We start from the raw sequence: 21286 nt of genomic DNA, 5'->3' as shown, positions 1-21286 counted from the left end.
CTAGTGGGTATGCTCGGCGCTGGCCTTGCCCAGCTCGGCCTTGAGCGTGAAGGTATTGGTCTGGGCGTAGCGTGCGCCGGGAGCCAGGCCCTCCAGCACCTCCACCCGCAAGCCGTCGCGGCGTCCCGTTTTCACGGGCTGCGCCTTGAAGCCCCCGGGTACGGCGGTGAACACCACGCTGTCATCGCCCAAGGTCTGGATGGCGTCTGCCGGCACGGCCACGGCCACCGATTCCTCGCCGCGCAGGACCTTGACCGTGATGAAAAGGCCCGGCCGCCAGGCCATGCCGGGATTGGCCAGCGTGACGCGGGCGGTGGCCGTGCGGGTCTGCGCGCCCAGCAACGGACCGACGTAGGACACGGCGCCCTCGGCCGTCTCGTTCAGGGCGGACGAGGAAATGCTGACTTTCTCTCCGACGCGCACGGCCGAGAGGTCCTGCGGAGCGACGATGAACTCGGCCCAGACCGTGCCGAGGTCGGCGATGGTGAACACGGCGGTGGTGTCGCCCACCGCCTCGCCCATCGCCATGTGCTTCTCGACCACCGTGCCATCGAAAGGCGCGCGCAGCTGGTACTGGTTCAGGGCGGGAGCCTGGCCCGCCGCGCCCACGGCCTGGAGCTTCTGCGCGGCATTCTGCACCGCGATCCCCGCCTCTTCCCGCGCGGTGCGCGCCTGCAGGTAATCCTGCTCGGCGGATACGCGCTCCTCCCATAGCTTCTTTTCCCGCGCGAAGGTTTCCTCGGCCAGGTCCAGGCGCTTGCGCGCGGCCAACAGCTCGCTGCGCAGGTCCGACAGCGAAGTGCTGGCGATCACGGCCAGCACCTGCCCCTTGCGGACCTGCTGCCCCAGGTCCGCGGACACGCGCTCGACGATACCGGCCAGCCTGGGCACGACGTGGGCCGTACGATCCTCGTTGAAACGTATCTCGCCCGGAAATTCGCGGGTCGGCCGCAGCACGCCCGGACCGGCCTCGGCGACGCGGATGCCGGCCGCCTGCGCCTGGGCCTCGCTCAGCTTCACCAGGCCGTCATCGGCGTGCTCGTCGGCGGGCGCGCCCGCCGGCGTCTCGCCGCCGTGGCCATGGCCGTCGTCCTCGCCGTGCGGCGTGGGCCAGAACAGTATGCCGGCCACCGCCAGCGCACCCGCGATCACGATGGCCGCCATCGCGGCCTTTTGCCTGCCGGACAGCGCGCCCGCCGAATGTGAAGATTCTTTCATATCGATTGCTCCATGATGCCCCCTGCCTCACTTGATCCAGGGCACCGCGGATCCGGCTTTGCCGGTCCGCCAGTGCCGCCCCCTTGAGGGGGGGGCGCGAAGCGCGCAGGGGGTGGGGTTTCCTTTAGCGGCCCAGCACGCGATCGATCGCGATGGCGGATTGATAGGTGTCGGCCAGCACGGCCAGATAGCGGATGCGGGCCTGGAACAGCGTGCGCTGCGCATCCAGGACATCCAGGAAGCCGGACTTGCCGGCCTCGAATCCGCGGGTGGCGGCTTCATAGGCGTCCCGCGCGCCCGGCAGCACCGTGCCGCGAAGCGCATCGGCGCTCTTGCGTGCCAGTTCCAGTTGCGCGGACGCCTGCCGGAGATCGTGGGCCAGCCTGATCTGCAAGGCGCGATGCACATCGCGCGCCTGATCGGCGCGCACCGTGGCCTCATACAGATTGCCCTGGTTGCGGTCGAACAGCGGCAGCGGAATCGACACCCCCAGCAAGGTCTGGTTGCGGCCCAGCTCGTTATTGCGCTGCGTCCCCGCCGTCAGCCGCACGTCCGGATAACGCTTGCTGCGCTCGACGCCGATCACGGCATCGCGGCGTTCGATCTCCAGCCGGTGCGCCGCCAGTTCGGGAGCCTGCTCCAGTTCCCGGAGCAGCGTCTCGACCGGCGGGCGCGCGGGCAACACGTCCAGGCGGCCCACGGCCTGGCCGAAACGCGGATCGGGCTCCCCCCAGAGCGAACCCAATGCCCGCCGCGCCTCCTGCAGGCGCGCGCGCGCCGTTTCGACGTCGAGGTTGGCATTGGCCTGCTCGACGCGGGCCCGGGTCTCTTCCAGCGGCGGAACCTTGCCGGCCGCCACCCGCCGGGCCGCGATGTCCGCCGCCCGGGCGGCCACCTGCGCCGACCCGGTCGCCAGTTCCACGCCTTCCTGCGCGATCAGCAGATCGAAAAAAGCGGCCACCGTGGCCGCGCGCAGTTCCGCCCGCGCCCGCGTCAGCTCGGCCACCGCCACCGTCTGCGCCCGCTCCGCGGCCAGGATCCGCGCGGAGCGCTTGCCGCCAAGCTCGATGGGAATACCCAGCTCCACGCTGGTGGTGCGCGAATCGCGGCGCGTGTCTTCGACGGCAAGCGCGATGTCGGGATTGGGCAGGACCCCTGCCTGGACGACGCCGCCCTGCAAGGCTTCGGCCTCCTTGGCGGCGGCCGCCAGCGCCGGGTTGCTGGCAGCGGCCATGGCCAGCGCCGACTCCAGGGTCAACGGGCCGCCGGCGGCGGGCACCTGGTCAAGAATGGGAACAGGAACGGGAACGGGATCGGGCCATGGCTGGGCCACGACCACGGGGCTGGACAAGACGGCCGCCAGCCCGAGCGGCCATAGAAGTCTGCGCATCGAATTGCACCTGGAAAACGGATCCGTGAATTCGGCGAGACGAAAAAAGCGAATGGAACGGCTGCGTCTCGCCGGCTAGGCGAGAGCACGCCATTGGGGGCGTTCCGGCAGCGAGACGGGAGCCGTGGCCAGGAAGGCGGGCGGCGTGGGAGGATGGGCATGGGCGATGCCGGCCCGGGGCATGTCGGGCGTACCGGCCAGCACGGCCTGCAACGCGATCATGTGGCAGACCACGCAATCGGGATGCACGGCCTTCTTGGCGTCGCCCTTGTCGCCGGCGTCCTGGTGGACGTGTTCGTGATGGCCGAAGTGGACCTGGGCCACCGTGCCGGTTTCGTGCTGGCAATAGGCCGCCGCCGCTGCCCAGGTGACCTGGAACGGCAGGAAGACGAGCAGCAGCAGGATGAACAGGCGGCGCATCCGCGCATTGTAGCCGCAGGCGCCGCGCCTTGCCCTGCGACATGCCGTCGCGGGCGCCAGGCCCTGCACGCGCACCGCCGTGCGGGCATGGCGTTCCTGTGCGTGCGGTCGAACTCCCCGGTGGACGCGAGGCGGCGGTAGAGAAGTGGCGGTGCCACGGACAAGATGTCAAAATCCCCCGAGTGATTCGATGTTGATATCCATGAAACTCAACCCGCTGCGGCACCTCGTGGCCATCTTCGGGCAGGGCGGGCTGCGCGCGGCACCCTGCCGGCCGGCACCCGCGCCCTCCCTCCGGCCCGCGCGGGGCCGCGCATGATACGCAGGCACATCGAAGCCCAGGTGCTGGGCCTGACCGGACTGGCGCTGGGCGGCATCGACTTCGAGCATCCGCGCGGCGACCCCGGCCTGTTCGGCCCCGACTCGGCCTGCTGGAAGGTGCACGGCGATTTCACTTCCATGCTCATCGGCGGCATTGCCGCGCTGCTCATGCAGATGCTGCATCCGCTCGCGCTCGCCGGCGTCTGGGACCACTCCAATTTCCGCCAGGACATGCTGGGCCGCCTGCGCCGGACCGGCCAGTTCATATCGGGCACCACCTACGCCGCCACGGCGGACGCGGAGCGGCTGATCGCGCGCGTGCGCGGCATCCACGATCAGGTACGCGGCACGGCGCCCGACGGCCGTCCCTACGCGGCGGACGACCCCGACCTCCTGACCTGGGTCCACGTGGCCGAAGTCAGCAACTTCCTGGCCGCGCACCTGCGCCACCGCAATCCGGCGCTGCCAGGCGCCGAGCAGGACCGCTACTACGACGAGATCGCGCTGATCGCCTTGCGCCTGGGCGCCCGCGACGTCCCCCGCTCGCGCGCGGAAGTGGCGGCCTATCTGGCGCGCATGCGGCCGCAACTGGTGTGCGACGACCGCACCCGCGAAATCGCCCGTATCCTGTTGTCCCATCCCCCGGCCGTCAGCCCGCTGGCGCGGCCGGTGAGCCGGCTCATGATGGAGGCGGGCACGGCCTTGCTTCCCGGCTGGGCCGCCGGCATGCTGGAACTGCCGCGGCCCGCCTGGCGGGTCCGCGCGGCCGGCATGGCGATAAGCGGCGTCGCGCCGGTGCTGCGCTGGGCCGTCCGCAATGGCTCGGCGCACCGGGCGAAACGGCGCATGGGGCTGCTGCCGCCCGCCCCGGGCCGGCTTTGACGGGCGGCACGCGAATGTCTAACATATATTCCATATAGAAATTTGCTTATTTCTTTTAGAAATATATGATCTTTCGCCAATTCTTCGAGCCCGACTCCAGCACCTACACCTACCTCCTGGCGTCGCGCCGCGGCGGCGAGGCGCTGATCATCGACCCGGTCAAGGAACGCCTGGAGCACTACCTTCAGGCCATCCGCGAACTGGACCTGCGCCTGGTCCACGCCATCGACACCCACACCCACGCCGACCACATCACCGCGCTGGGCGACCTGCGCGATGCCACCGCCTGCACCACCATCATGGGCGAACGCTCGCGCGCCGAATGCGTCTCGCGCCAGGTGCGCGACGGCGAACTGCTGCGCGTGGACGGCATCACGCTGCAGGCTCTGTATACCCCCGGGCACACCGACGAGTCCTTCAGCTTCGTGCTGGAACCCGCCACGCCGCGAGCCGTCTTCACCGGCGATGTGCTGCTGGTCCGCAGTACGGGCCGCACCGACTTCCAGGCCGGCGACGCCGGGCTGTCCTGGCACTCCATCGTCGACCGGCTGTTCGCCCTGCCCGACGACACCACGGTCTATCCGGCGCACGACTACAAGGGCTGGACCGCGTCCAGCATCGGCGAAGAAAAGCGGCACAACCCTCGCCTGGCCGGCAAGACGCAGGCCGAGTACGTCGAGATCATGCGCAACCTGAACCTGCCCAACCCGCGCCTGATGGACGTGGCCATACCCGCCAACCTGGCGTGCGGACAAGCCCCGGGACTGGCGTAACGGCCTATCATGGGATCTCCGCCCGCGGAATCCCATGACCGCCCTCCTCATCCACCATGAATCCAACCGCCACGGCCGCGACCTCGTGGTCGGGGACATCCATGGCCATTTCACGCGGCTGCGGGCCGTCCTGGACCGCGCGGGCTTCGATCCCGCCACCGACCGCCTCTTCAGCGTGGGCGACCTGGTCGACCGGGGGCCGGAATCCGAACAGGTGCTGGATTGGCTGGCCTTCCCCTGGTTCCATGCGGTGCGCGGCAACCACGAGGACATCGCGATACGCTACGCCAAGGGCAATCCCATCGACCAGACCAGCTACATCGCCAACGGCGGCGCCTGGTTCGTGACGCAGCCCCTCGCGCGGCGCGCGGTCTATGCCCAGGCCTTCGCGCGCCTGCCGCTGGCCAGGGAAATCGAAACGCCGAGGGGGCTCGTGGGCATCCTGCACGCGGACAGCCCGGTGCGGGACTGGAGCCGGCTGGTCTGGTCGCTGCGGCTGTGGCGCGCGGCGCGGGACCGCGCGATGTGGTCGCGCGACCGGCTGCAAGGCGACAACACCAGCGGCGTTGCCGGGCTGCGCGCGCTGGTGGTGGGCCACACTCCCGTGGAGGATCCCATCGTGCTGGGCAATGTCCATCACATCGATACGGGCGGGTGGATGCCGGACGGCCGCTTCACGCTGCTGGACCTCGCCACGCTGCAAGCGGTTCCGCCCGCCCCGCGCACCGCCGACCCTGCCCATACGCTAGACTGATTCCTGCCGCACGCCGCACGGCGACAGGAGGGCATCCATGCAGTCGACGACTCCCTGCCCCATTCCCTTCGAGGCCTTCGCCGCCGGCCTCGCGCCGCAGACGGGGGAACGCGCGGCCATCACGGCGGATTATCGGCGGGCGGAACACGAGCTGGTCGGACGCCTGCTCGACGAACTCGAGCCCCCGCCCGACAACGGGCCGGTCATGGATCTCGCGTGGCGGCTGGCGTCCACGCTGCGCGACCAGGCGGGGCTCCCGGCAACCGAAAGCCTGGCGCAGATGCTGCTGCAGGAGTTCTCGCTCTCGTCCGAGGAAGGCATCGCGCTGATGTGCCTGGCGGAGTCGGTCCTGCGCATCCCCGATACGGCCACCCAGGATGCGCTGATCCGCGACAAGATCAGCAAGGGCCGATGGTCGGCCCATCTGGGGCACAGTCCCTCGCCCTTCGTCAACGCCGCCATCTGGGGGCTCCTGCTGACCGGCCGCCTGTATGCGGCCCACCAGGGGTCGGGCCTGCAGGCGGCCCTGGCTGGCCTGGTGGAAAAAGGCGGCGAACCGCTGGTGCGCCGGGCCGTCGATGCCGCCATGCGCCTGCTGGGCGATCAGTTCGTCGCGGGCCGCACCGTGGAACAGGCGCTGGACCGCTCGCGCGCGCAGATCGCGCGAGGCTACACCCATTCCTATGACATGCTGGGCGAAGCCGCCATGACCGAGGCCGACGCCCTGCGCTACACCCGTGCCTACGAACAGGCGATCCATCTCATCGGCGCTTCGGCCAAGGGCGGCACGCCCCGCGAAGTCCCCGGCATCTCGATCAAGCTGTCGGCCCTGCATCCCCGCTACACGCGGAACCAGAAGGCGCGGGTGCTGGAGGAACTCTATCCGCGCCTGCTGTCGCTGGCGCGCGCGGCGCGCGGGCACGGCCTGGGCATCAACATCGATGCGGAAGAAACCGCGCGCCTGGACCTGTCGCTGGACCTGCTCGAACGCCTGTGCGGCGAACCGGACCTGGCGGAATGGGACGGGCTGGGATTCGTCGTCCAGGCCTATCAGAAGCGCAGCCTCCGGTTGATCGACCATCTGACGGCCCTGGCCCGCCGCAGCGGCCACCGGCTCATGATCCGGCTCGTCAAGGGCGCCTACTGGGACAGCGAGATCAAGCTCGCCCAGGTCCAGGGCCTGCCTGACTATCCGGTCTACACGCGCAAGCCCCACACCGACATCGCCTACCTCGCCTGCGCGCGCAAGCTGCTGGCCGCGCCCGACGCGGTCTTCCCCCAGTTCGCGACCCACAATGCCCATACCGTGGCGGCCATCTACCACCTCGCCGGCCCGGCGGACTTCCGCCCGGGCCAATACGAATTCCAATGCCTGCACGGCATGGGCGAGCCCCTGTACGACCAGATCGTGGGCACGGCGCGGAACGGCGGCCTGGACCGCCCCTGCCGCATCTACGCGCCGGTCGGTCCGCACGACACGCTGCTGGCCTATCTGGTGCGGCGCCTGCTCGAAAACGGCGCGAACACCTCATTCGTCCACCGCGTCGCCGACCGCGAACTGCCCCTGGAAGCCGTGGTCGTGGATCCCGTGGCGGCCGCGCGCGACATCGGCGCGGGAGGCGGGCCCGTCGGCGCGCCCGACCCCCGCATTGCCCTGCCGCCCGACCTGTATGGCGCCGAGCGCACCAACTCGCAGGGGCTGGACTGGTCCGACGAAGCCAGCCTGCTGCGCCTGTCCCACCGGCTGGCCGGCGCTGCCGGGCGGACCTGGCTCGCCTGCCCCCTGTTGGACGACGAGGTCGATCCCGGGCCGCGCGTCGAGATCCGCAACCCGGCCCATCGCGGCGATCTCGTCGGCCATGTGCAGGAAGCCTCGCCGGCCGACCTCGAACGGGCGCTCACCCGGGCCGCGCACGCGGTTCGCCTCTGGCGCGACACCGCGCCGGCCGAGCGGGCGGCCGTCCTGCGCCGCGCGGCCAATGGCATGGAAGAGGCGCGCGAGGCCCTCGCGGCGCTGATGGTGCGCGAGGCCGGCAAGACCCTGCCCAATGCCTTCGGCGAAGTCCGCGAGACCATCGATTTCCTGCGCTACTACGCCGCGCGCGCCACCGATGGATTCGATTCCGCCGTTCACCGGCCGCTGGGCATCGTGGCCTGCATCAGCCCCTGGAATTTTCCGTTGTCCATCTTCACCGGCCAGGTGGCCGCCGCGCTGGCGGCCGGCAATACGGTGGTGGCCAAGCCGGCGGAACAGACCCCCCTGGTCGCCGCCGAATCCGTGCGCATCCTGCGTGCCGCGGGCGTTCCGCCTGGCGCGCTGCAGATGCTGCCCGGCCGCGGCGAGTCCGTCGGCGCCGGCCTGGTCGCCGATGGACGCGTGCAAGGCGTGCTGTTCACCGGCTCGGTGGCAGTGGCCCGGGACATGCGGCGCGTGCTGGCCGAGCGGCTGGGCGCGAACGGCCGAAGCATTCCCCTGATCGCGGAAACCGGCGGCTTGAACGCCATGATCGTCGACTCGTCCGCTCTGCCCGAGCAAGTGGTCGCCGACGTCATGGAATCGGCCTTCGACAGTGCCGGCCAACGGTGCTCGGCCCTGCGCCTGCTCTGCCTGCAAGAGGATATCGCCGACCGGGTGCTGGCCATGCTGCGCGGCGCGATGGACGAATACCGCACCGGCCGGCCCGACCGGCTCGACACCGACGCCGGACCGGTCATAGACGAGGCGGCGCGCGACGACATCGAAGGCCATGTCGCGGCCATGCTGAACGCGGGCCGGCCGGTCTACCGCGCAGGCCGCCAGGATCCGGACGAATGCCGGCACGGATGCTTCGTCGCGCCCACGCTGATCGAACTGGAACGGCCGGACCAACTGCGCCGGGAAGTCTTCGGACCGGTCCTGCACGTGGTGCGCTTCGCGGGACGGTGCCTCGACCGTTTGCTGGCACAGGTGAACGCGCTGGGCTACGGACTCACGCTGGGCCTGCATACCCGCATCGACGAGACCGTCGCGCTAGTGCTCGACCGGGCGCGCGTCGGCAACATCTATGTGAACCGCAACATGATCGGCGCCGTCGTCGGCGTGCAGCCCTTCGGCGGCGAAGGCCTGTCGGGCACGGGCCCCAAGGCGGGCGGGCCGCTCTACCTGCCGCGCCTCTTGTCGGCGGCCCCGCCCGACACCGCGATACGCGCGCTGGCCGCGCATCCTCCTGCTCCCGCCTGGCTGCGGCGCGACCACCCCGCCCGGCCGCTTGCCGCGCTGTGGGACTGGGCCCGGGCGCAAGGCATGGAGAAACTGGCCAGGCGCTGCGGGGCCTACGCCGCGCGATTGCCCGAGAGCGCCATGGCCACCCTGCCGGGGCCCACGGGACAACTCGACGTCTATGCGCTGCGCCCGCGCGGCAAGGTGCTGTGCGTCGCGGATGAACCGTCCGACCTGCTGGCTCAACTGGCGGCCGTGCTCGCCACGGGCAACGACGCGCTGTGGCAGACCAGCCACGAGGCGGCCGCGCTCCATGCCTCGCTGCCGGCGGACATCGCCCGGCATGTCGCCGTGGCCGACCCCGCCGAATCCCCCTTCGACGCGGTCCTCGTCCATGCCGTGGGCAATCGTCTGAAATCGATCTTGCGGCAACTCGCCCGCCGCGCAGGCCCGATCGTGCCGCTGATCGACCTCGCGCCGGGAGACGCCGCCATCCCGCTCGAACGCCTGCTGGTCGAGCGTTCGGTCAGCATCAATACCGCCGCGGCCGGCGGCAATGCCAGCCTGATGGCGATGGCTTGACAGGCTCAGGCGCGCAGGTAGGCCCAGCCCTCGGCCTGCCGGCGCGCGATGTGCAGCACCGCGGCCTCGACCACGGCGATGCCGGCCGGCGCCGCCAGCCCGTTGGCCGCCAACGTGTTCCCGCAAAGACGGAGATGGCTGTCGGTGGCGTCCGGCTGCCCCAGGGCAGCCGCGACGGCGCCCGCGTTGGCCACCAGTTCGGCCTGGGCCTGGCCGTCGGCCTTGAGCAGATTGGCGAGATTGCGCCGGCCCCGTTCCAGGGCCGCGGGCGTGGGTGCGTGGATGACGAGCCGTATGGCGGACATGATGCTCCTTCCGAACGGGGCGCCGGCGACGGCGGACCCGTGCAAATCACGAAGGAGCGATTCTACCGTCGCGGCGATCAGTCCACGCCCAGCTGCGTCGACAGGTGGGCCACATAACGGCCGAAGTCGGCATGGCCGCGATCGCGCGGCCTCGGCAGATCGATCACCAGATTCTCGACCACGTTCGCGGGCCGCCCGCCCAGCACGACGACCCGGTCGGCCAGGAACACCGCCTCGTCGATATCGTGGGTGACGAACATGATCGCCGCGTGCGTGGCCTGCCAGATCCGCATCAGTTCGGCCTGCAGGTGGCGGCGCGTCAGGGCGTCCACCGCGCTGAAGGGCTCGTCCATCAACAGGATGTCGGGCTTGACCGCCAGGGCCCGCGCGATGCCCACGCGCTGCGCCTGCCCGCCGGACAACTGGTGCGGCCAGCGGTCCGCGAACTCGGCCAGGCCGGTCAATCGCAGCGCCTCGGCCACCCGGCGGCGCTTTTCGTCGGCACCGATGTCCAGGGTCTCCAGGCCATAGGCGACGTTGCCTGACACGGTACGCCAGGGCAGCAGCCGGCCGTCCTGGAACACGACGGCCCGGCGGCGGCGGCCCGCCCGCTGTGGCAGGCGGAAATGCATCTGCCCCGCCGACGGCGCGATCAGGCCGGCCGCGGTGCGCAGCAGCGTGGACTTGCCCACGCCCGAGCCTCCGACCACGGCCAGGAACTCGCCCTTCGCGATGTCCAGGGACAGGTCCTGGATGACCGGTCCCGGCGCGCCCGGATGGGTATACGAGAAACGATCGAATTCGATTACGGCCGCCACGACAGCACCTTTTTTTCCAGCCAGGCGTAGCCCAGGTCGCAGATGGCGTAGACCAGCGAGATGGCCAGCATGTAGACGACGACGGCCTCGTAGGCACCCACGCCCGCGGCGGCATTCATTTCCTGTCCCATCCCGGGCACGCCCAGCAATTCCGCCGCGATCAGCGTCATCCACGCCTGGCCGATGCCGGTGCGCACGCCCGCCAGCGTACCGGGCGCGATGGCGGGCAGCGTGATGCTGACGGCGCGCCGCCAGTAGCTGCCCTGGCCGAAGCTGCGTGCCAGTTCATAGAAGCGGGGATCGATGTTGCGGACGGCGCTGTACGTGGCGAAGTAGTTCACCCAGAACACGCCGATCGCGATGACGAAGGCGGCGCCGGCATGGCTGACCTTGAACCACGCGATGGCGAATACCACCCAGGCCAGCGGCGGAATGGGCCGCAGCACGCGAGCCAGGTAGGCCTGGAACAGATCGAAGCGCCGTATCGTCGCGGCGGCCAGGCCGACCGCGATGCCGGACACGGTGCCCAGCGCCAGGCCCCAGAAATAGTGGATGAGGCTGGAACCGACGGCGGGCAGCAAACGGCCCGAGGCCCACTCCTGCTCCAGCGCGCGGGGCAGCGCGAACGGATCGGGCAGCGTGCCGGGGTTGACCCAGCGGAACACGCCCGCCGCCTTCCACAGCAGCACGAAGACGACGATGCCCGCCAGGCCATAGGCCGCGCGCACCGGCCATCCGGGATTCTTGACCATGATGGACGCCGCGGAGCCTTATCGCCTGGCTGCCACGGGCTTGCCGGCGACGGCGTCATAGAAACGCGTATCGAACAGCTTGGCCACGTCCACCGCCGGACCTTCCAGCGTGCCGCTGTCGGACTGGAATTTCTGCAGCACCAGCGTCGCCGGCACGATGGCGTTGGGATCGGCCTCGAACTGCCCCTTGGAATTGCGGATCGACTTCTCGACCAGGTCCACCGGCAGGCGGCCGCCGCCCACGTATTTCTGCACCAGGGGCGCGGCCTTGGCCGGATCGGTATCCAGCAGCCGGGTCGCCGCGATATGGGCGGCCACCAGCGACTTCACCAGCTCGGGCTTCTCGTTGATCAGTTTTTCGCGCACCAGCAGCACCGCGCCGGGCTGGTGCGGAAACAGATCAGAACCGCGCGCGACGACGCGGGCCTTCGGGGCGCGGGTCAGGACGGTGGTCACGGTGGGTTCGAGGATCACCGCGCCGTCCACCGCGCCGGTCAGCAGGGTCTGCTGCATCTGCGCCTCGCCCTGGTAGATCAGCTTGAAGGACGCGGGGTCGACCTTGATCCGATTGCGCAGCCAGTATTGCAGCGCGGCCTCGGGCACCGCGCCTCGGGGATAGCTGGCGATGACGGGCTGGCGTCCCTTGTCCTTCGCGAAGCGGGAGAAGGCGGTGGCGGGATCGCCCGAGGCGAAATAGGGCGCGAGGTCGCCCATGGCGACGAAGCTGACCTGCTCGACGATGTTGGAGGCAACCACCTTGATGTCCGCGCCCTTGCCGCGCGCGACCAGGGCCGGACCGATGCCGACGTAGGCGATGTCGAGCTGCCCCGCCAGCAGGGCCTGCACCAGCGCGGGTCCGCTCTGGAACTGGACCAGCTTGGGGGTGCCGCCCTCGGTCGGCAACGCCCCCTGCTCACGCGCGATGAACAGTTGCGCGTCGGGCAGGATGGGAAGATAACCGATCTCCAACGGCGCGGCGGCGGCCGTCTGGAAAGCGGCCGAAGCGAAACCGAGCACGAGCGCGGCGGATGCGATGAAACGTTTCATGGTGTTCAGAACCTCGAGTGATATCGAGCAGGTTCTATATATTTTATTTAAATGTTTTTGAATCCATTAACAACTAAAAGAAATAAGCTTAAGCGCTTGCCGGCGTGGTATGTTGTATCCATCACGCACCTTCTACATGCGGTCCCGCGCCGCTCAGGAGGAGGAAAACCGGCCCGCTCCACCGGGCCGCGTCGACCGACGGTATGAACGCCAAGGCTCGCACAGCGCATGCTCCTGCCGGCCCGCCCACCCGGGCCGCGCGACCATGTTTCGGCCCGCGCCTCACCGCCGGCTCCTCCCTCCGCCCATCGCCTATCCCCTTCGCTGTTTTCCGGCCCGTCCATCCGACCGGGCCTTCAAGGCGCACTGCGCAAGCCAGCCGCGGCCCCGTCCGACCGGCCTGCTCCGCACACACCCCCTGCGCGCCCAACCCTGGACTGCGAGTGCATCATGAGCGCACATCCCGTCGAGACTGTCCTGACCCTGGACGACAAATACACGCAGCCGCGCGGCCGCGTCTACATGACCGGCACGCAGGCGCTGGTGCGCCTGATGCTGGCGCAGAAGCAGCGCGATGAAGCCGCCGGGCTGAACACCGCCGGCTTCGTCTCGGGCTACCGGGGCTCGCCGCTCGGATCGGTGGACCTGGAAATGTGGAAGGCCGCCCGCCACCTGGAAGCCCATCGCGTCAAGTTCGTGCCGGGGCTCAACGAGGAACTGGCGGCCACGGCGGTGTGGGGCACGCAGATGGTCAGCCTGGACGCCCGGGCCACCACCGACGGCGTGTTCGCGCTGTGGTACGGCAAAGGTCCGGGCGTGGACCGCTGCGGCGATGTGTTCAAGCACGGCAACATCGCGGGCTGTTCCCGCCACGGCGGCGTCGTGCTGGTGGCCGGCGACGACCATGCCTGCAAATCATCCACGCTGCCCCACCAGAGCGAGCACGCGTTCATCGCGGCCATGATCCCGGTGCTGAATCCCGCCGGCGTGCGCGAACTGATCGAGTTCGGCCTGCACGGCTATGCGATGTCGCGCTACTCGGGCTGCTGGGTGGGCCTGAAGGTCGTCAGCGACACCGTGGAGTCGTCGACTTCCATGGACATCGACCCCATGGCGGTGGACATCCGTGTACCCGACACCTATCCCATTCCGGAAGGCGGCTTCCATATCCGCTGGCCGGATCCGCCGCTGGAGCAGGAAAACCGGCTGCAGCGCGAACGCCTGTATGCCCTGCTGGAATACGTGCGGCAGAACGGACTGAACCGCCAGGACTGGCACGTCCCGCGCGCCAGGCTGGGCATCGTGACCACCGGCAAGAGCTACCTGGACGTACGCGAGGCCCTGGCCATGATGGGCATCGACGAGGCGGCCGCCCGCGCCATGGGGCTCCGGCTGCTGAAGATCGGCGTGTCGTGGCCGCTGGAACCCGAGTGCATCTGCGAATTCGCCGAGGGCCTGGAGGAGATCCTGGTGGTGGAGGAAAAGCGCCAGATCATCGAATACCAGATCAAGGAACATCTCTACAACGCGGCGATCGCCGCGCGGCCGCGCGTGGTCGGCAAGTACGACGAGACCGGCGAATGGGTGCACGTGCCGCACGACGGCATCCTGCTGTCGCCCAACGGCGAACTGACACCGGCGGCCATCGCCGGCGTGATCGCGTCGCGCATCGCCAAGGTGATCGGCCGCGAGGCCCTGGATGCGCGCGCGCTGCCCTACCTTGCCGCGCGCCAGCCGCCGGAGGGCTACACCCGCGCGGCCCCCGGGGCGCCGCAGCGCCTGCCCTACTTCTGCTCGGGCTGTCCCCACAACACGTCCACCAAGGTCCCCGAGGGCTCGCGCGCGGTAGCCGGCATAGGCTGCCACTACATGGCGCAGTGGATGAACCGCCATACCGAGACCTTCACGCAGATGGGCGGCGAAGGCGCGACCTGGATAGGCCAGGCCTTCTTCACCGACACGCCCCACATCTTCGCCAATCTCGGCGACGGCACCTACACGCACTCCGGGTCCCTGGCCATCCGCGCCGCCCTCGCCGCGGGCGTGAACATCACCTACAAGATCCTCGTCAACGACGCGGTCGCCATGACCGGCGGCCAGCCGGTCGAAGGCTCGCCCACGGTGCCGCAGATCCTGCAGCAGATGGTGGCCGAAGGCGTGCCCCACATCCAGCTCGTGAGCGACGAGCCCGATGCGCTGCGCGAGCTTCCCGGCCTGCCGGCGGGCATCGCCGTCAGCCACCGCGACCGCATGGACGACATCCAGCGCGAACTGCGCGAGAAGCCCGGGGTGTCGGTCATCGTCTACGTGCAGACCTGCGCCGCGGAAAAGCGCCGCCGCCGCAAACGCGGCAAGCTGGCCGATCCGCCGCGACGCGTGCTCATCAACGAAGAGGTCTGCGAAGGATGCGGCGATTGCGGCGTGCAGTCGAACTGTGTGTCCATCCTGCCCCTGGAGACACCGCTGGGCCGCAAGCGCACCATAGACCAGAGCTCGTGCAACAAGGACTTCTCGTGCGTGAAGGGGTTCTGCCCCAGCTTCGTCACGGTGGAAGGCGGCGCGCTGCGCAAACCGGCGGCGCGGCGGGCCCCTCCGCCGCGGGACCTGCCGGCGCCCGTGCTGCCCGGACTGGCCGAGGCGTGGAACATCGTCGTGACCGGCGTGGGCGGCACTGGCGTGGTCACGATAGGCGCGCTGATGGGCATCGCCGCCCATCTCGAAGGCAAGGGCGTCATCGTGCTGGACATGGCCGGGCTGGCGCAGAAAGGCGGCGCGGTGATGTCGCACGTGCGGCTGGCGGCCACCCCCGCCGCGCTGCACGCCACCCGGGTTCCCGCGAGCCAGGCCGACGTGGTCCTGGGTTGCGACCTGATGGTCGCCTGCGGCCAGGACGCCATCGACATGATGGCCGGCACGCGCACCCGCGCGGCGCTGAACCTGGACGTGTCGCCCACCGGCGCCTTCACCCAGGATCCGGACTGGCACGCCTCACCCGAGGCCATGCTGCAACGTGTGCGCGAAGCGGCCTGGCAGACCGAGGCGGTGGACGCCACCGAGATCGCCACCGGGCTCCTGGGCGACGCCATCGCCACCAACGTCTTCATGCTGGGCTATGCCTGGCAGAAAGGCTGGATCCCTCTGCGTGAGGCCTCCCTGATGCGGGCGATCGAGCTGAACGCCACCGCCGTGGAAATGAACAAGGCTGCGTTCGCATGGGGACGGCAGGCCGCGCTGGACCTGCCGGCGACCAGCATCGCCGCCGGGCTCAAGCAGCCCGGAACGGTGGTGATGATGCCCCCCCGGCCGTATTCGCTGGATGCGCTGCTGGCCGACCGCACGCAGCGGCTTGCCCGCTACCAGAACGCCGCCTACGCCGCCCGCTACGAGACCTTCGTGCGCGAGATCGCCGCCCTGGAGGAGGAACGGATCGCCGGCAACCGGCTGGCGCGCACGGTCGCGGTCAGCCTCTACAAGCTCATGGCCTACAAGGACGAATACGAAGTCGCCCGGCTATTCGTCGAGACCGGCTTCGCCGAGCGCGTCGCGCGCCAGTTCGAAGGCGACTACCGACTGCGCTTCCACCTGGCGCCGCCGCTGTTCGCCCGCCGCGACACGCACGGCCACCTGGTGAAGCAGGCCTATGGCCCGTGGATGCTGACTGCCTACAAGTGGCTGGCCCGCGCGCGCCGGCTGCGCGGCACGCCGTTCGATCCGTTCGGCTATCTGCCCGAGCGGCGCGCCGAGCGCGCGGCGATCGGCGACTACGAGGCGTCGATGCGCCAGGTCCTCGCCACGCTTACCGCCGAACGCCTGCCGCTGGCGCTGGAGCTGGCCAGGCTCCCCCAGGAAGTGCGCGGCTTCGGACACGTCAAGGAGGAAAACGCACGCATCGCACGCGTCAAGCAGGAACGCCTGCTGGCGCGGTACGCCGAGCCCCCCGGCTCGGCCTCGCCGCAGGACCGTCAGGCCCCTCACGCCGTGGCCTGACGCTTTCCCCCCGCAGCAAGACAAGAATCGGAGACTTTCCATGATCCCGCTGCCTTCACTGGATTTCGGCGTGAACGACACCATCGAGATGCTGCGCGAAGTGGTCCGCAGCTTCGCCTCCAACGAAATCGAGCCGCGCGCCGCGGCCATCGACAAGGACAACGCTTTTCCCCGGGACCTGTGGAAGAAGATGGGCGACCTCGGGCTGCACGGCATGACGGTGGGCGACGACTACGGCGGCATCGCGCTGGGCTATCTTGCGCATGTGGTGACCATGGAGGAATTGTCGCGGGCGTCGGCGGCGGTGGGCCTGTCGTACGGCGCGCACTCCAACCTGTGCATCAACCAGTTGCACCGGCACGGCTCGCCGGAGCAGAAGGCGCGCCACCTGCCGCCGCTGGTCGCGGGGGACCACGTGGGCGCGCTGGCGATGAGCGAGACGACCTCCGGATCGGACGTCGTGTCTATGCGCCTGCGAGCCACGCGCAAGAACGGCCGGTTCGTCCTGAACGGCTCCAAGATGTGGATCACCAACGGTGGCGATGCCGACACGCTCATCGTCTACGCCAAGACCGACCCCGACGCCGGGCCGCGCGGCATCACCGCCTTCATCGTCGAGAAAGGCTTTCCCGGCCTGGCCTTCGGCGAGAAGCTCGACAAACTCGGCATGCGAGGCTCCAACACCTATCCCGTGTTCTTCGACGACTGCGAGGTCCCGGACGACAACGTGCTGGGCGGCATCGGCAACGGCGTCGGCGTGCTGATGAGCGGACTGGACTACGAACGCGCGGTACTTGCCGGCGGACCGCTGGGCATCATGGCCGCCTGCATGGACGTCGTGCTGCCTTACGTGCACGAGCGCAAGCAGTTCGGACAGAGCGTGGGCGAATTCCAGCTGATGCAGGGGAAGCTGGCCGACATGTACACCACCTGGCAGGCCTGCCGGGCCTACGTCTACGCGGTGGCGCGCAGCTGCGACCAGCCCGGCCACGACCGTTCGCTGCGCAAGGATGCGGCGGGCGCCATCCTGTACGCCGCCGAGAAGGCCACCTGGATGGCCGGGGAAGCCATCCAGGCGCTGGGAGGCAACGGCTATGTCAACGACTATCCGACGGGCCGTCTCTGGCGGGACGCCAAGCTGTACGAGATCGGCGCGGGCACCAGCGAGATACGGCGCATGCTGATAGGCAGGGAACTCTTTTCCGCAACCCGCTGACCCCTTTTTCCAGGAGCCAGGCCATGCATGCCCATACCAGCCGGCTGGATACCCGTTCCCCGGAGTTCCAGGCCAACGCCGATGCCATGCGCCGCCTCGTGGCCGACCTGCGCGCGCGGACGGCGCAGGCCGCGCAAGGCGGCGGCGACGCCGCCCGCGCCCGCCACGCGGCACGCGGCAAACTGTTGCCGCGCGAGCGCATCCGCCTGCTGCTGGATCCGGGCTCGCCCTTCCTGGAAATCGGCCAGTTGGCCGCGCTGGGCCTGTACGGCGACGAGGCTCCCTGCGCCGGCCTGATCGCGGGCATCGGCCGCATCCACGGCGTGGCCTGCATGGTCCTGGCCAACGATGCCACGGTCAAGGGCGGTACCTACTACCCCATGACGGTGAAGAAACACCTGCGGGCCCAGGAGGTGGCCGAGGCGAACCATCTGCCCTGCGTCTATCTCGTCGACTCCGGCGGCGCCTACCTGCCCCTCCAGGACGAGGTGTTCCCCGACCGCGAGCACTTCGGCCGCATCTTCTACAACCAGGCCAACATGTCGTCCCTGGGCATCGCGCAGATCTCGGTCGTGATGGGATCCTGCACCGCCGGCGGCGCCTACGTGCCCGCGATGAGCGACGAAACCGTGATCGTACGGGGCCAGGGCACGATCTTCCTGGGCGGACCGCCGCTGGTGAAGGCCGCGACCGGGGAAATCGTCAGCGCGGAAGACCTGGGCGGCGGCGACGTGCATACCCGCGTCTCGGGCGTGGCCGACCACCTGGCCGAGAACGACGCCCATGCGCTGCACCTGGCGCGCCGCATCGTCGGCAACCTGAATCGCCCCGCCGCGCCCGCGCTGGCCGACGGCGACGAACCGGAGCACGGCGCGGAAGAGCTGTACGGCATCGTCCCGCAGGACGTCCGCAAACCCTACGATGTGCGCGAAGTCGTCGCCCGGCTGGTGGACGGATCGCGCTACGACGAGTTCAAGGCGCGCTACGGCCCCACCCTGTTCACCGGCTTCGCGCGCCTGTACGGCATGCCCGTGGGCATCGTCGCGAACAACGGCATCCTGTTCTCGGAATCGGCGCAGAAGGGCGCCCACTTCATCGAACTGTGCGCCCAGCGCAAGATCCCGCTGATCTTCCTGCAGAACATCAGCGGCTTCATGGTGGGCCGCAAGTACGAGAACGGCGGCATCGCCAAGGATGGCGCCAAGATGGTGACCGCGGTCGCCACCGCCCGCGTGCCCAAGTTGACCGTCATCATCGGCGGCAGTTTCGGCGCCGGCAACTACGGCATGTGCGGGCGCGCCTACGGCCCCCGGTTCCTGTGGATGTGGCCGAACGCCCGCATCGGCGTCATGGGCGGCGAACAGGCCGCGTCGGTCCTGGCCACGGTACGGCGGGACACCGCGCAGTCCCGCGGCGAGGGCTGGAGCGAGGAAGACGAGGAAGCGTTCAAGGCGCCCATTCGCCGCCAGTACGAAACCCAGGGCCATCCCTATTACGCCACGGCCCGGCTATGGGATGACGGCATCATCGATCCCGCCCAGACGCGGCGCGTGCTGGGCCTGTCGCTGGCGGCGGCGCTGAACGCCCCCGTGGAGCCGACCCGCTTCGGCCTGTTCCGGATGTAGGACCTCTCAAGGGAAACCCCATCGTGTTCGACAAGATCCTGATCGCCAACCGCGGCGAAATCGCCTGCCGGATCATGGCCACGGCCCGGCGGCTGGGCGTGGCCGCCGTGGCGGTGTACTCGGACGCGGATACCGGCGCCCGGCATGTCCGGCTGGCCGACGCGGCCCGGCGCATCGGCCCGGCGCCGGCGCGGGACTCCTACCTGCGCGCGGACGCGCTGATCGAGGCCGCGCTGGCCAGCGGCGCGCAGGCCGTCCACCCGGGCTACGGCTTCCTGTCCGAGAATGCCGCCTTCGCCGAGGCCTGCGAGCGCGCCGGCCTCGTCTTCATCGGCCCGCCCGCCGGCGCGATCCGCGCGATGGGTTCCAAGTCGGCCGCCAAATCCTTGATGGAAAAGGCCGGCGTGCCGCTCACCCCGGGCTACCACGGCGACGACCAGGACCCCGGACTGCTGGCCCGCGAGGCCGCCCGCATCGGCTATCCGGTGCTGATCAAGGCCAGCGCGGGCGGCGGCGGCAAGGGCATGCGCCGCGTGGACCGGGCCGGAGACTTCGACGCGGCGCTCGCCGCCTGCAAGCGGGAGGCCGCCGCGGCCTTCGGCGACGATCGCATGCTGATCGAACGCTACGTCCTGCGTCCGCGCCACATCGAGATCCAGGTCTTCGGCGATAGCCACGGCAACATGGTCCATCTGTTCGAGCGCGATTGTTCGGTCCAGCGCCGCCACCAGAAGGTGCTGGAAGAGGCGCCAGCGCCCGGCATGGCCACCGGGCGGCGCGAGGCCATGGGCCGGGCCGCCATCGACGCCGCCCGCGCCGTGGGCTACGTGGGCGCCGGCACGGTCGAATTCATCGTCGACCCGGACGGGACCTTCTACTTCATGGAAATGAACACGCGGCTGCAGGTCGAGCACCCGGTCACCGAAATGATCACGGGGCTGGATCTCGTCGAATGGCAGTTGCGCGTGGCCAGCGGCGAAGCCCTGCCGCCCGATCTCCGGCCACCGGCCCCCCGCGGCCACGCGCTGGAAGCGCGCCTCTACGCCGAGGATCCCGGGCAAGGCTTCCTGCCCGCGGCGGGACGGCTCCGGCACTTCGCCCCCCCTCCCGCCGCTCCCTGGCTGCGCCTGGACGCCGGCGTCGACGAGGGTGACACCATCACCCCCCACTACGATCCGATGATCGCCAAGCTCATCGTCCACGGCGCCGACCGGCGCGAGGCCCTGGCCCGCATGCGGCAGGCCCTGTCCGCCTGCCGCATCGTGGGCCCGCCCACCAACCTCGCCTTCCTGTCGCGGCTGGTGGCCACGCCCTCGTTCGATCAGGCCGACCTCGACACCGGCCTGATCGAACGCGAGCACGACCGCCTGTTCGCACCCGACGCGGCGCCTCCCCGGGAGGCGTGGCTGCTGGCCGCGTTGGCCGAGATGCGGCATGTCGCCGGCGCGGCCCCCCCCGGCTCCCCCTGGCGCGCCGACGGCTGGCGCCTGAACACCGATGCCGCCACGGTGTTCGTGTTCTCGTGCGGCGGCCATCGCTGCGAAGTCTCGGTCACGCCCGGTCCCGGAACGATGACCGCCGTGCTGGACGGCTCGGCCGTTTCCGTGGGCCTGCGCGGGGAAGGCCCGCGACTGGAGGCGGCCTTGCCGGACCGCATGCTGCGGGCGGAGGTCTACCGGGATGGCGCCCGCCGCTTCGTCTACGGCGAAGGCACGGCCTGGACGCTCGCGCTGGTCGATCCGCTGCTGGCCTGGGAACAGGGCGCGGACACCGGCGCCGCCTTGACCGCGCCCATGCCGGGCCGCATGGCCGCCCATCTGGTGGCCCCCGGCGCGCGGGTGGCCGCCGGCACGCCGCTGTTGGTGCTCGAGGCCATGAAGATGGAACACACGATCGGCGCCCCGACCGACGGAAGGGTGAAAGCTTTCCGTTTCGCGGTCGGCGATTCGGTGAACGACGGCGACGAACTGGTGGACTTCGAGCCCTGACGCCCCGCG

The 21286-nt window shown here is 70.0% G+C and carries 15 protein-coding genes; 8 read left to right on the top strand and 7 right to left on the bottom strand.

The features are described from left to right. The 3 genes from AC1Q6E_RS12280 to czcI all read right to left on the bottom strand — a co-directional run bounded on the left by AC1Q6E_RS12280 (position 1) and on the right by czcI (position 3028). Positions 1-1218 carry an efflux RND transporter periplasmic adaptor subunit gene (locus tag AC1Q6E_RS12280; RefSeq protein WP_492572821.1) on the bottom strand — a complete coding sequence of 406 codons (1218 nt, stop codon included), beginning with the start codon at positions 1216-1218 and terminating at the stop codon, positions 1-3. Positions 1219-1342: 124 nt separating this feature from the next. Next, positions 1343-2608, bottom strand: a complete 1266-nt coding sequence (locus AC1Q6E_RS12275; RefSeq protein WP_152797627.1) for a TolC family protein — start codon at positions 2606-2608, stop codon at positions 1343-1345. A gap of 75 nt (positions 2609-2683) precedes the next feature. Then, entirely contained in the window at positions 2684-3028 is a 345-nt protein-coding gene (gene czcI, locus AC1Q6E_RS12270; protein WP_296558747.1) for a cation efflux protein, CzcI family, read from the bottom strand. Positions 3029-3343: 315 nt separating this feature from the next. Here czcI and AC1Q6E_RS12265 point away from each other — a divergent pair, with 315 nt between their 5' ends. The 4 genes from AC1Q6E_RS12265 to putA all read left to right on the top strand — a co-directional run bounded on the left by AC1Q6E_RS12265 (position 3344) and on the right by putA (position 9539). Further along, complete coding sequence (locus tag AC1Q6E_RS12265) at positions 3344-4231, top strand: oxygenase MpaB family protein (protein WP_152797625.1); 888 nt, start codon at positions 3344-3346, stop codon at positions 4229-4231. 65 nt (positions 4232-4296) lie between these two features. After that, positions 4297-5004 (top strand): MBL fold metallo-hydrolase, encoded by a 708-nt coding sequence (locus tag AC1Q6E_RS12260; RefSeq protein ID WP_152797624.1) that lies wholly within the window; start codon positions 4297-4299, stop codon positions 5002-5004. Between the two features lie 34 nt (positions 5005-5038). Next, positions 5039-5758 (top strand): metallophosphoesterase, encoded by a 720-nt coding sequence (locus AC1Q6E_RS12255; protein WP_296554874.1) that lies wholly within the window; start codon positions 5039-5041, stop codon positions 5756-5758. Between the two features lie 37 nt (positions 5759-5795). Continuing rightward, complete coding sequence (gene putA / locus AC1Q6E_RS12250; protein WP_492572820.1) at positions 5796-9539, top strand: trifunctional transcriptional regulator/proline dehydrogenase/L-glutamate gamma-semialdehyde dehydrogenase; 3744 nt, start codon at positions 5796-5798, stop codon at positions 9537-9539. Between the two features lie 5 nt (positions 9540-9544). On the opposite strand, the gene AC1Q6E_RS12245 is transcribed toward putA, so the two are convergent. From AC1Q6E_RS12245 to AC1Q6E_RS12230, 4 genes are all read right to left on the bottom strand, one after another. Next, complete coding sequence (locus tag AC1Q6E_RS12245) at positions 9545-9844, bottom strand: hypothetical protein (protein WP_152797621.1); 300 nt, start codon at positions 9842-9844, stop codon at positions 9545-9547. Between the two features lie 77 nt (positions 9845-9921). Continuing rightward, positions 9922-10662 (bottom strand): ABC transporter ATP-binding protein, encoded by a 741-nt coding sequence (locus tag AC1Q6E_RS12240; RefSeq protein ID WP_296554883.1) that lies wholly within the window; start codon positions 10660-10662, stop codon positions 9922-9924. Further along, on the bottom strand, positions 10650-11414 hold the full coding sequence (locus tag AC1Q6E_RS12235) for an ABC transporter permease (protein ID WP_152797620.1): 765 nt from the start codon (positions 11412-11414) through the stop codon (positions 10650-10652). Before AC1Q6E_RS12235 ends, AC1Q6E_RS12240 begins: the two co-directional genes overlap by 13 nt. Positions 11415-11432: 18 nt before the next feature. Continuing rightward, entirely contained in the window at positions 11433-12461 is a 1029-nt protein-coding gene (locus AC1Q6E_RS12230; protein WP_296554884.1) for an ABC transporter substrate-binding protein, read from the bottom strand. Positions 12462-12911: 450 nt separating this feature from the next. Here AC1Q6E_RS12230 and AC1Q6E_RS12225 point away from each other — a divergent pair, with 450 nt between their 5' ends. The 4 genes from AC1Q6E_RS12225 to AC1Q6E_RS12210 are packed head-to-tail and all read left to right on the top strand — an operon-like array spanning position 12912 to position 21277. Then, positions 12912-16448, top strand: a complete 3537-nt coding sequence (locus tag AC1Q6E_RS12225; protein WP_492572819.1) for an indolepyruvate ferredoxin oxidoreductase family protein — start codon at positions 12912-12914, stop codon at positions 16446-16448. A gap of 40 nt (positions 16449-16488) precedes the next feature. Continuing rightward, positions 16489-17664, top strand: a complete 1176-nt coding sequence (locus AC1Q6E_RS12220) for an isovaleryl-CoA dehydrogenase (protein ID WP_152797617.1) — start codon at positions 16489-16491, stop codon at positions 17662-17664. A gap of 23 nt (positions 17665-17687) precedes the next feature. Beyond that, entirely contained in the window at positions 17688-19289 is a 1602-nt protein-coding gene (locus AC1Q6E_RS12215) for a carboxyl transferase domain-containing protein (RefSeq protein ID WP_152797616.1), read from the top strand. Between the two features lie 23 nt (positions 19290-19312). Continuing rightward, on the top strand, positions 19313-21277 hold the full coding sequence (locus AC1Q6E_RS12210; RefSeq protein WP_492572818.1) for an acetyl/propionyl/methylcrotonyl-CoA carboxylase subunit alpha: 1965 nt from the start codon (positions 19313-19315) through the stop codon (positions 21275-21277). The last annotated feature ends 9 nt before the right edge of the window (positions 21278-21286 follow it).

It is taken from the genome of Pigmentiphaga sp. MLSB6-MA01 (genome assembly GCF_058793475.1).
This window is presented reverse-complemented; position numbering and strand designations above follow the sequence as displayed.

Bases quoted from the DNA above. Each gene is read 5' to 3' on its own strand.
- AC1Q6E_RS12280 (WP_492572821.1), bottom strand. From the start codon at position 1,218: ATGAAAGAATCTTCACATTCGGCGGGCGCGCTGTCCGGCAGGCAAAAG.
- AC1Q6E_RS12275 (WP_152797627.1), bottom strand. From the start codon at position 2,608: ATGCGCAGACTTCTATGGCCGCTCGGGCTGGCGGCCGTCTTGTCCAGC.
- czcI (WP_296558747.1), bottom strand. From the start codon at position 3,028: ATGCGCCGCCTGTTCATCCTGCTGCTGCTCGTCTTCCTGCCGTTCCAG.
- AC1Q6E_RS12265 (WP_152797625.1), top strand. From the start codon at position 3,344: ATGATACGCAGGCACATCGAAGCCCAGGTGCTGGGCCTGACCGGACTG.
- AC1Q6E_RS12260 (WP_152797624.1), top strand. From the start codon at position 4,297: ATGATCTTTCGCCAATTCTTCGAGCCCGACTCCAGCACCTACACCTAC.
- AC1Q6E_RS12255 (WP_296554874.1), top strand. From the start codon at position 5,039: ATGACCGCCCTCCTCATCCACCATGAATCCAACCGCCACGGCCGCGAC.
- putA (WP_492572820.1), top strand. From the start codon at position 5,796: ATGCAGTCGACGACTCCCTGCCCCATTCCCTTCGAGGCCTTCGCCGCC.
- AC1Q6E_RS12245 (WP_152797621.1), bottom strand. From the start codon at position 9,844: ATGTCCGCCATACGGCTCGTCATCCACGCACCCACGCCCGCGGCCCTG.
- AC1Q6E_RS12235 (WP_152797620.1), bottom strand. From the start codon at position 11,414: ATGGTCAAGAATCCCGGATGGCCGGTGCGCGCGGCCTATGGCCTGGCG.
- AC1Q6E_RS12230 (WP_296554884.1), bottom strand. From the start codon at position 12,461: ATGAAACGTTTCATCGCATCCGCCGCGCTCGTGCTCGGTTTCGCTTCG.
- AC1Q6E_RS12225 (WP_492572819.1), top strand. From the start codon at position 12,912: ATGAGCGCACATCCCGTCGAGACTGTCCTGACCCTGGACGACAAATAC.
- AC1Q6E_RS12220 (WP_152797617.1), top strand. From the start codon at position 16,489: ATGATCCCGCTGCCTTCACTGGATTTCGGCGTGAACGACACCATCGAG.
- AC1Q6E_RS12215 (WP_152797616.1), top strand. From the start codon at position 17,688: ATGCATGCCCATACCAGCCGGCTGGATACCCGTTCCCCGGAGTTCCAG.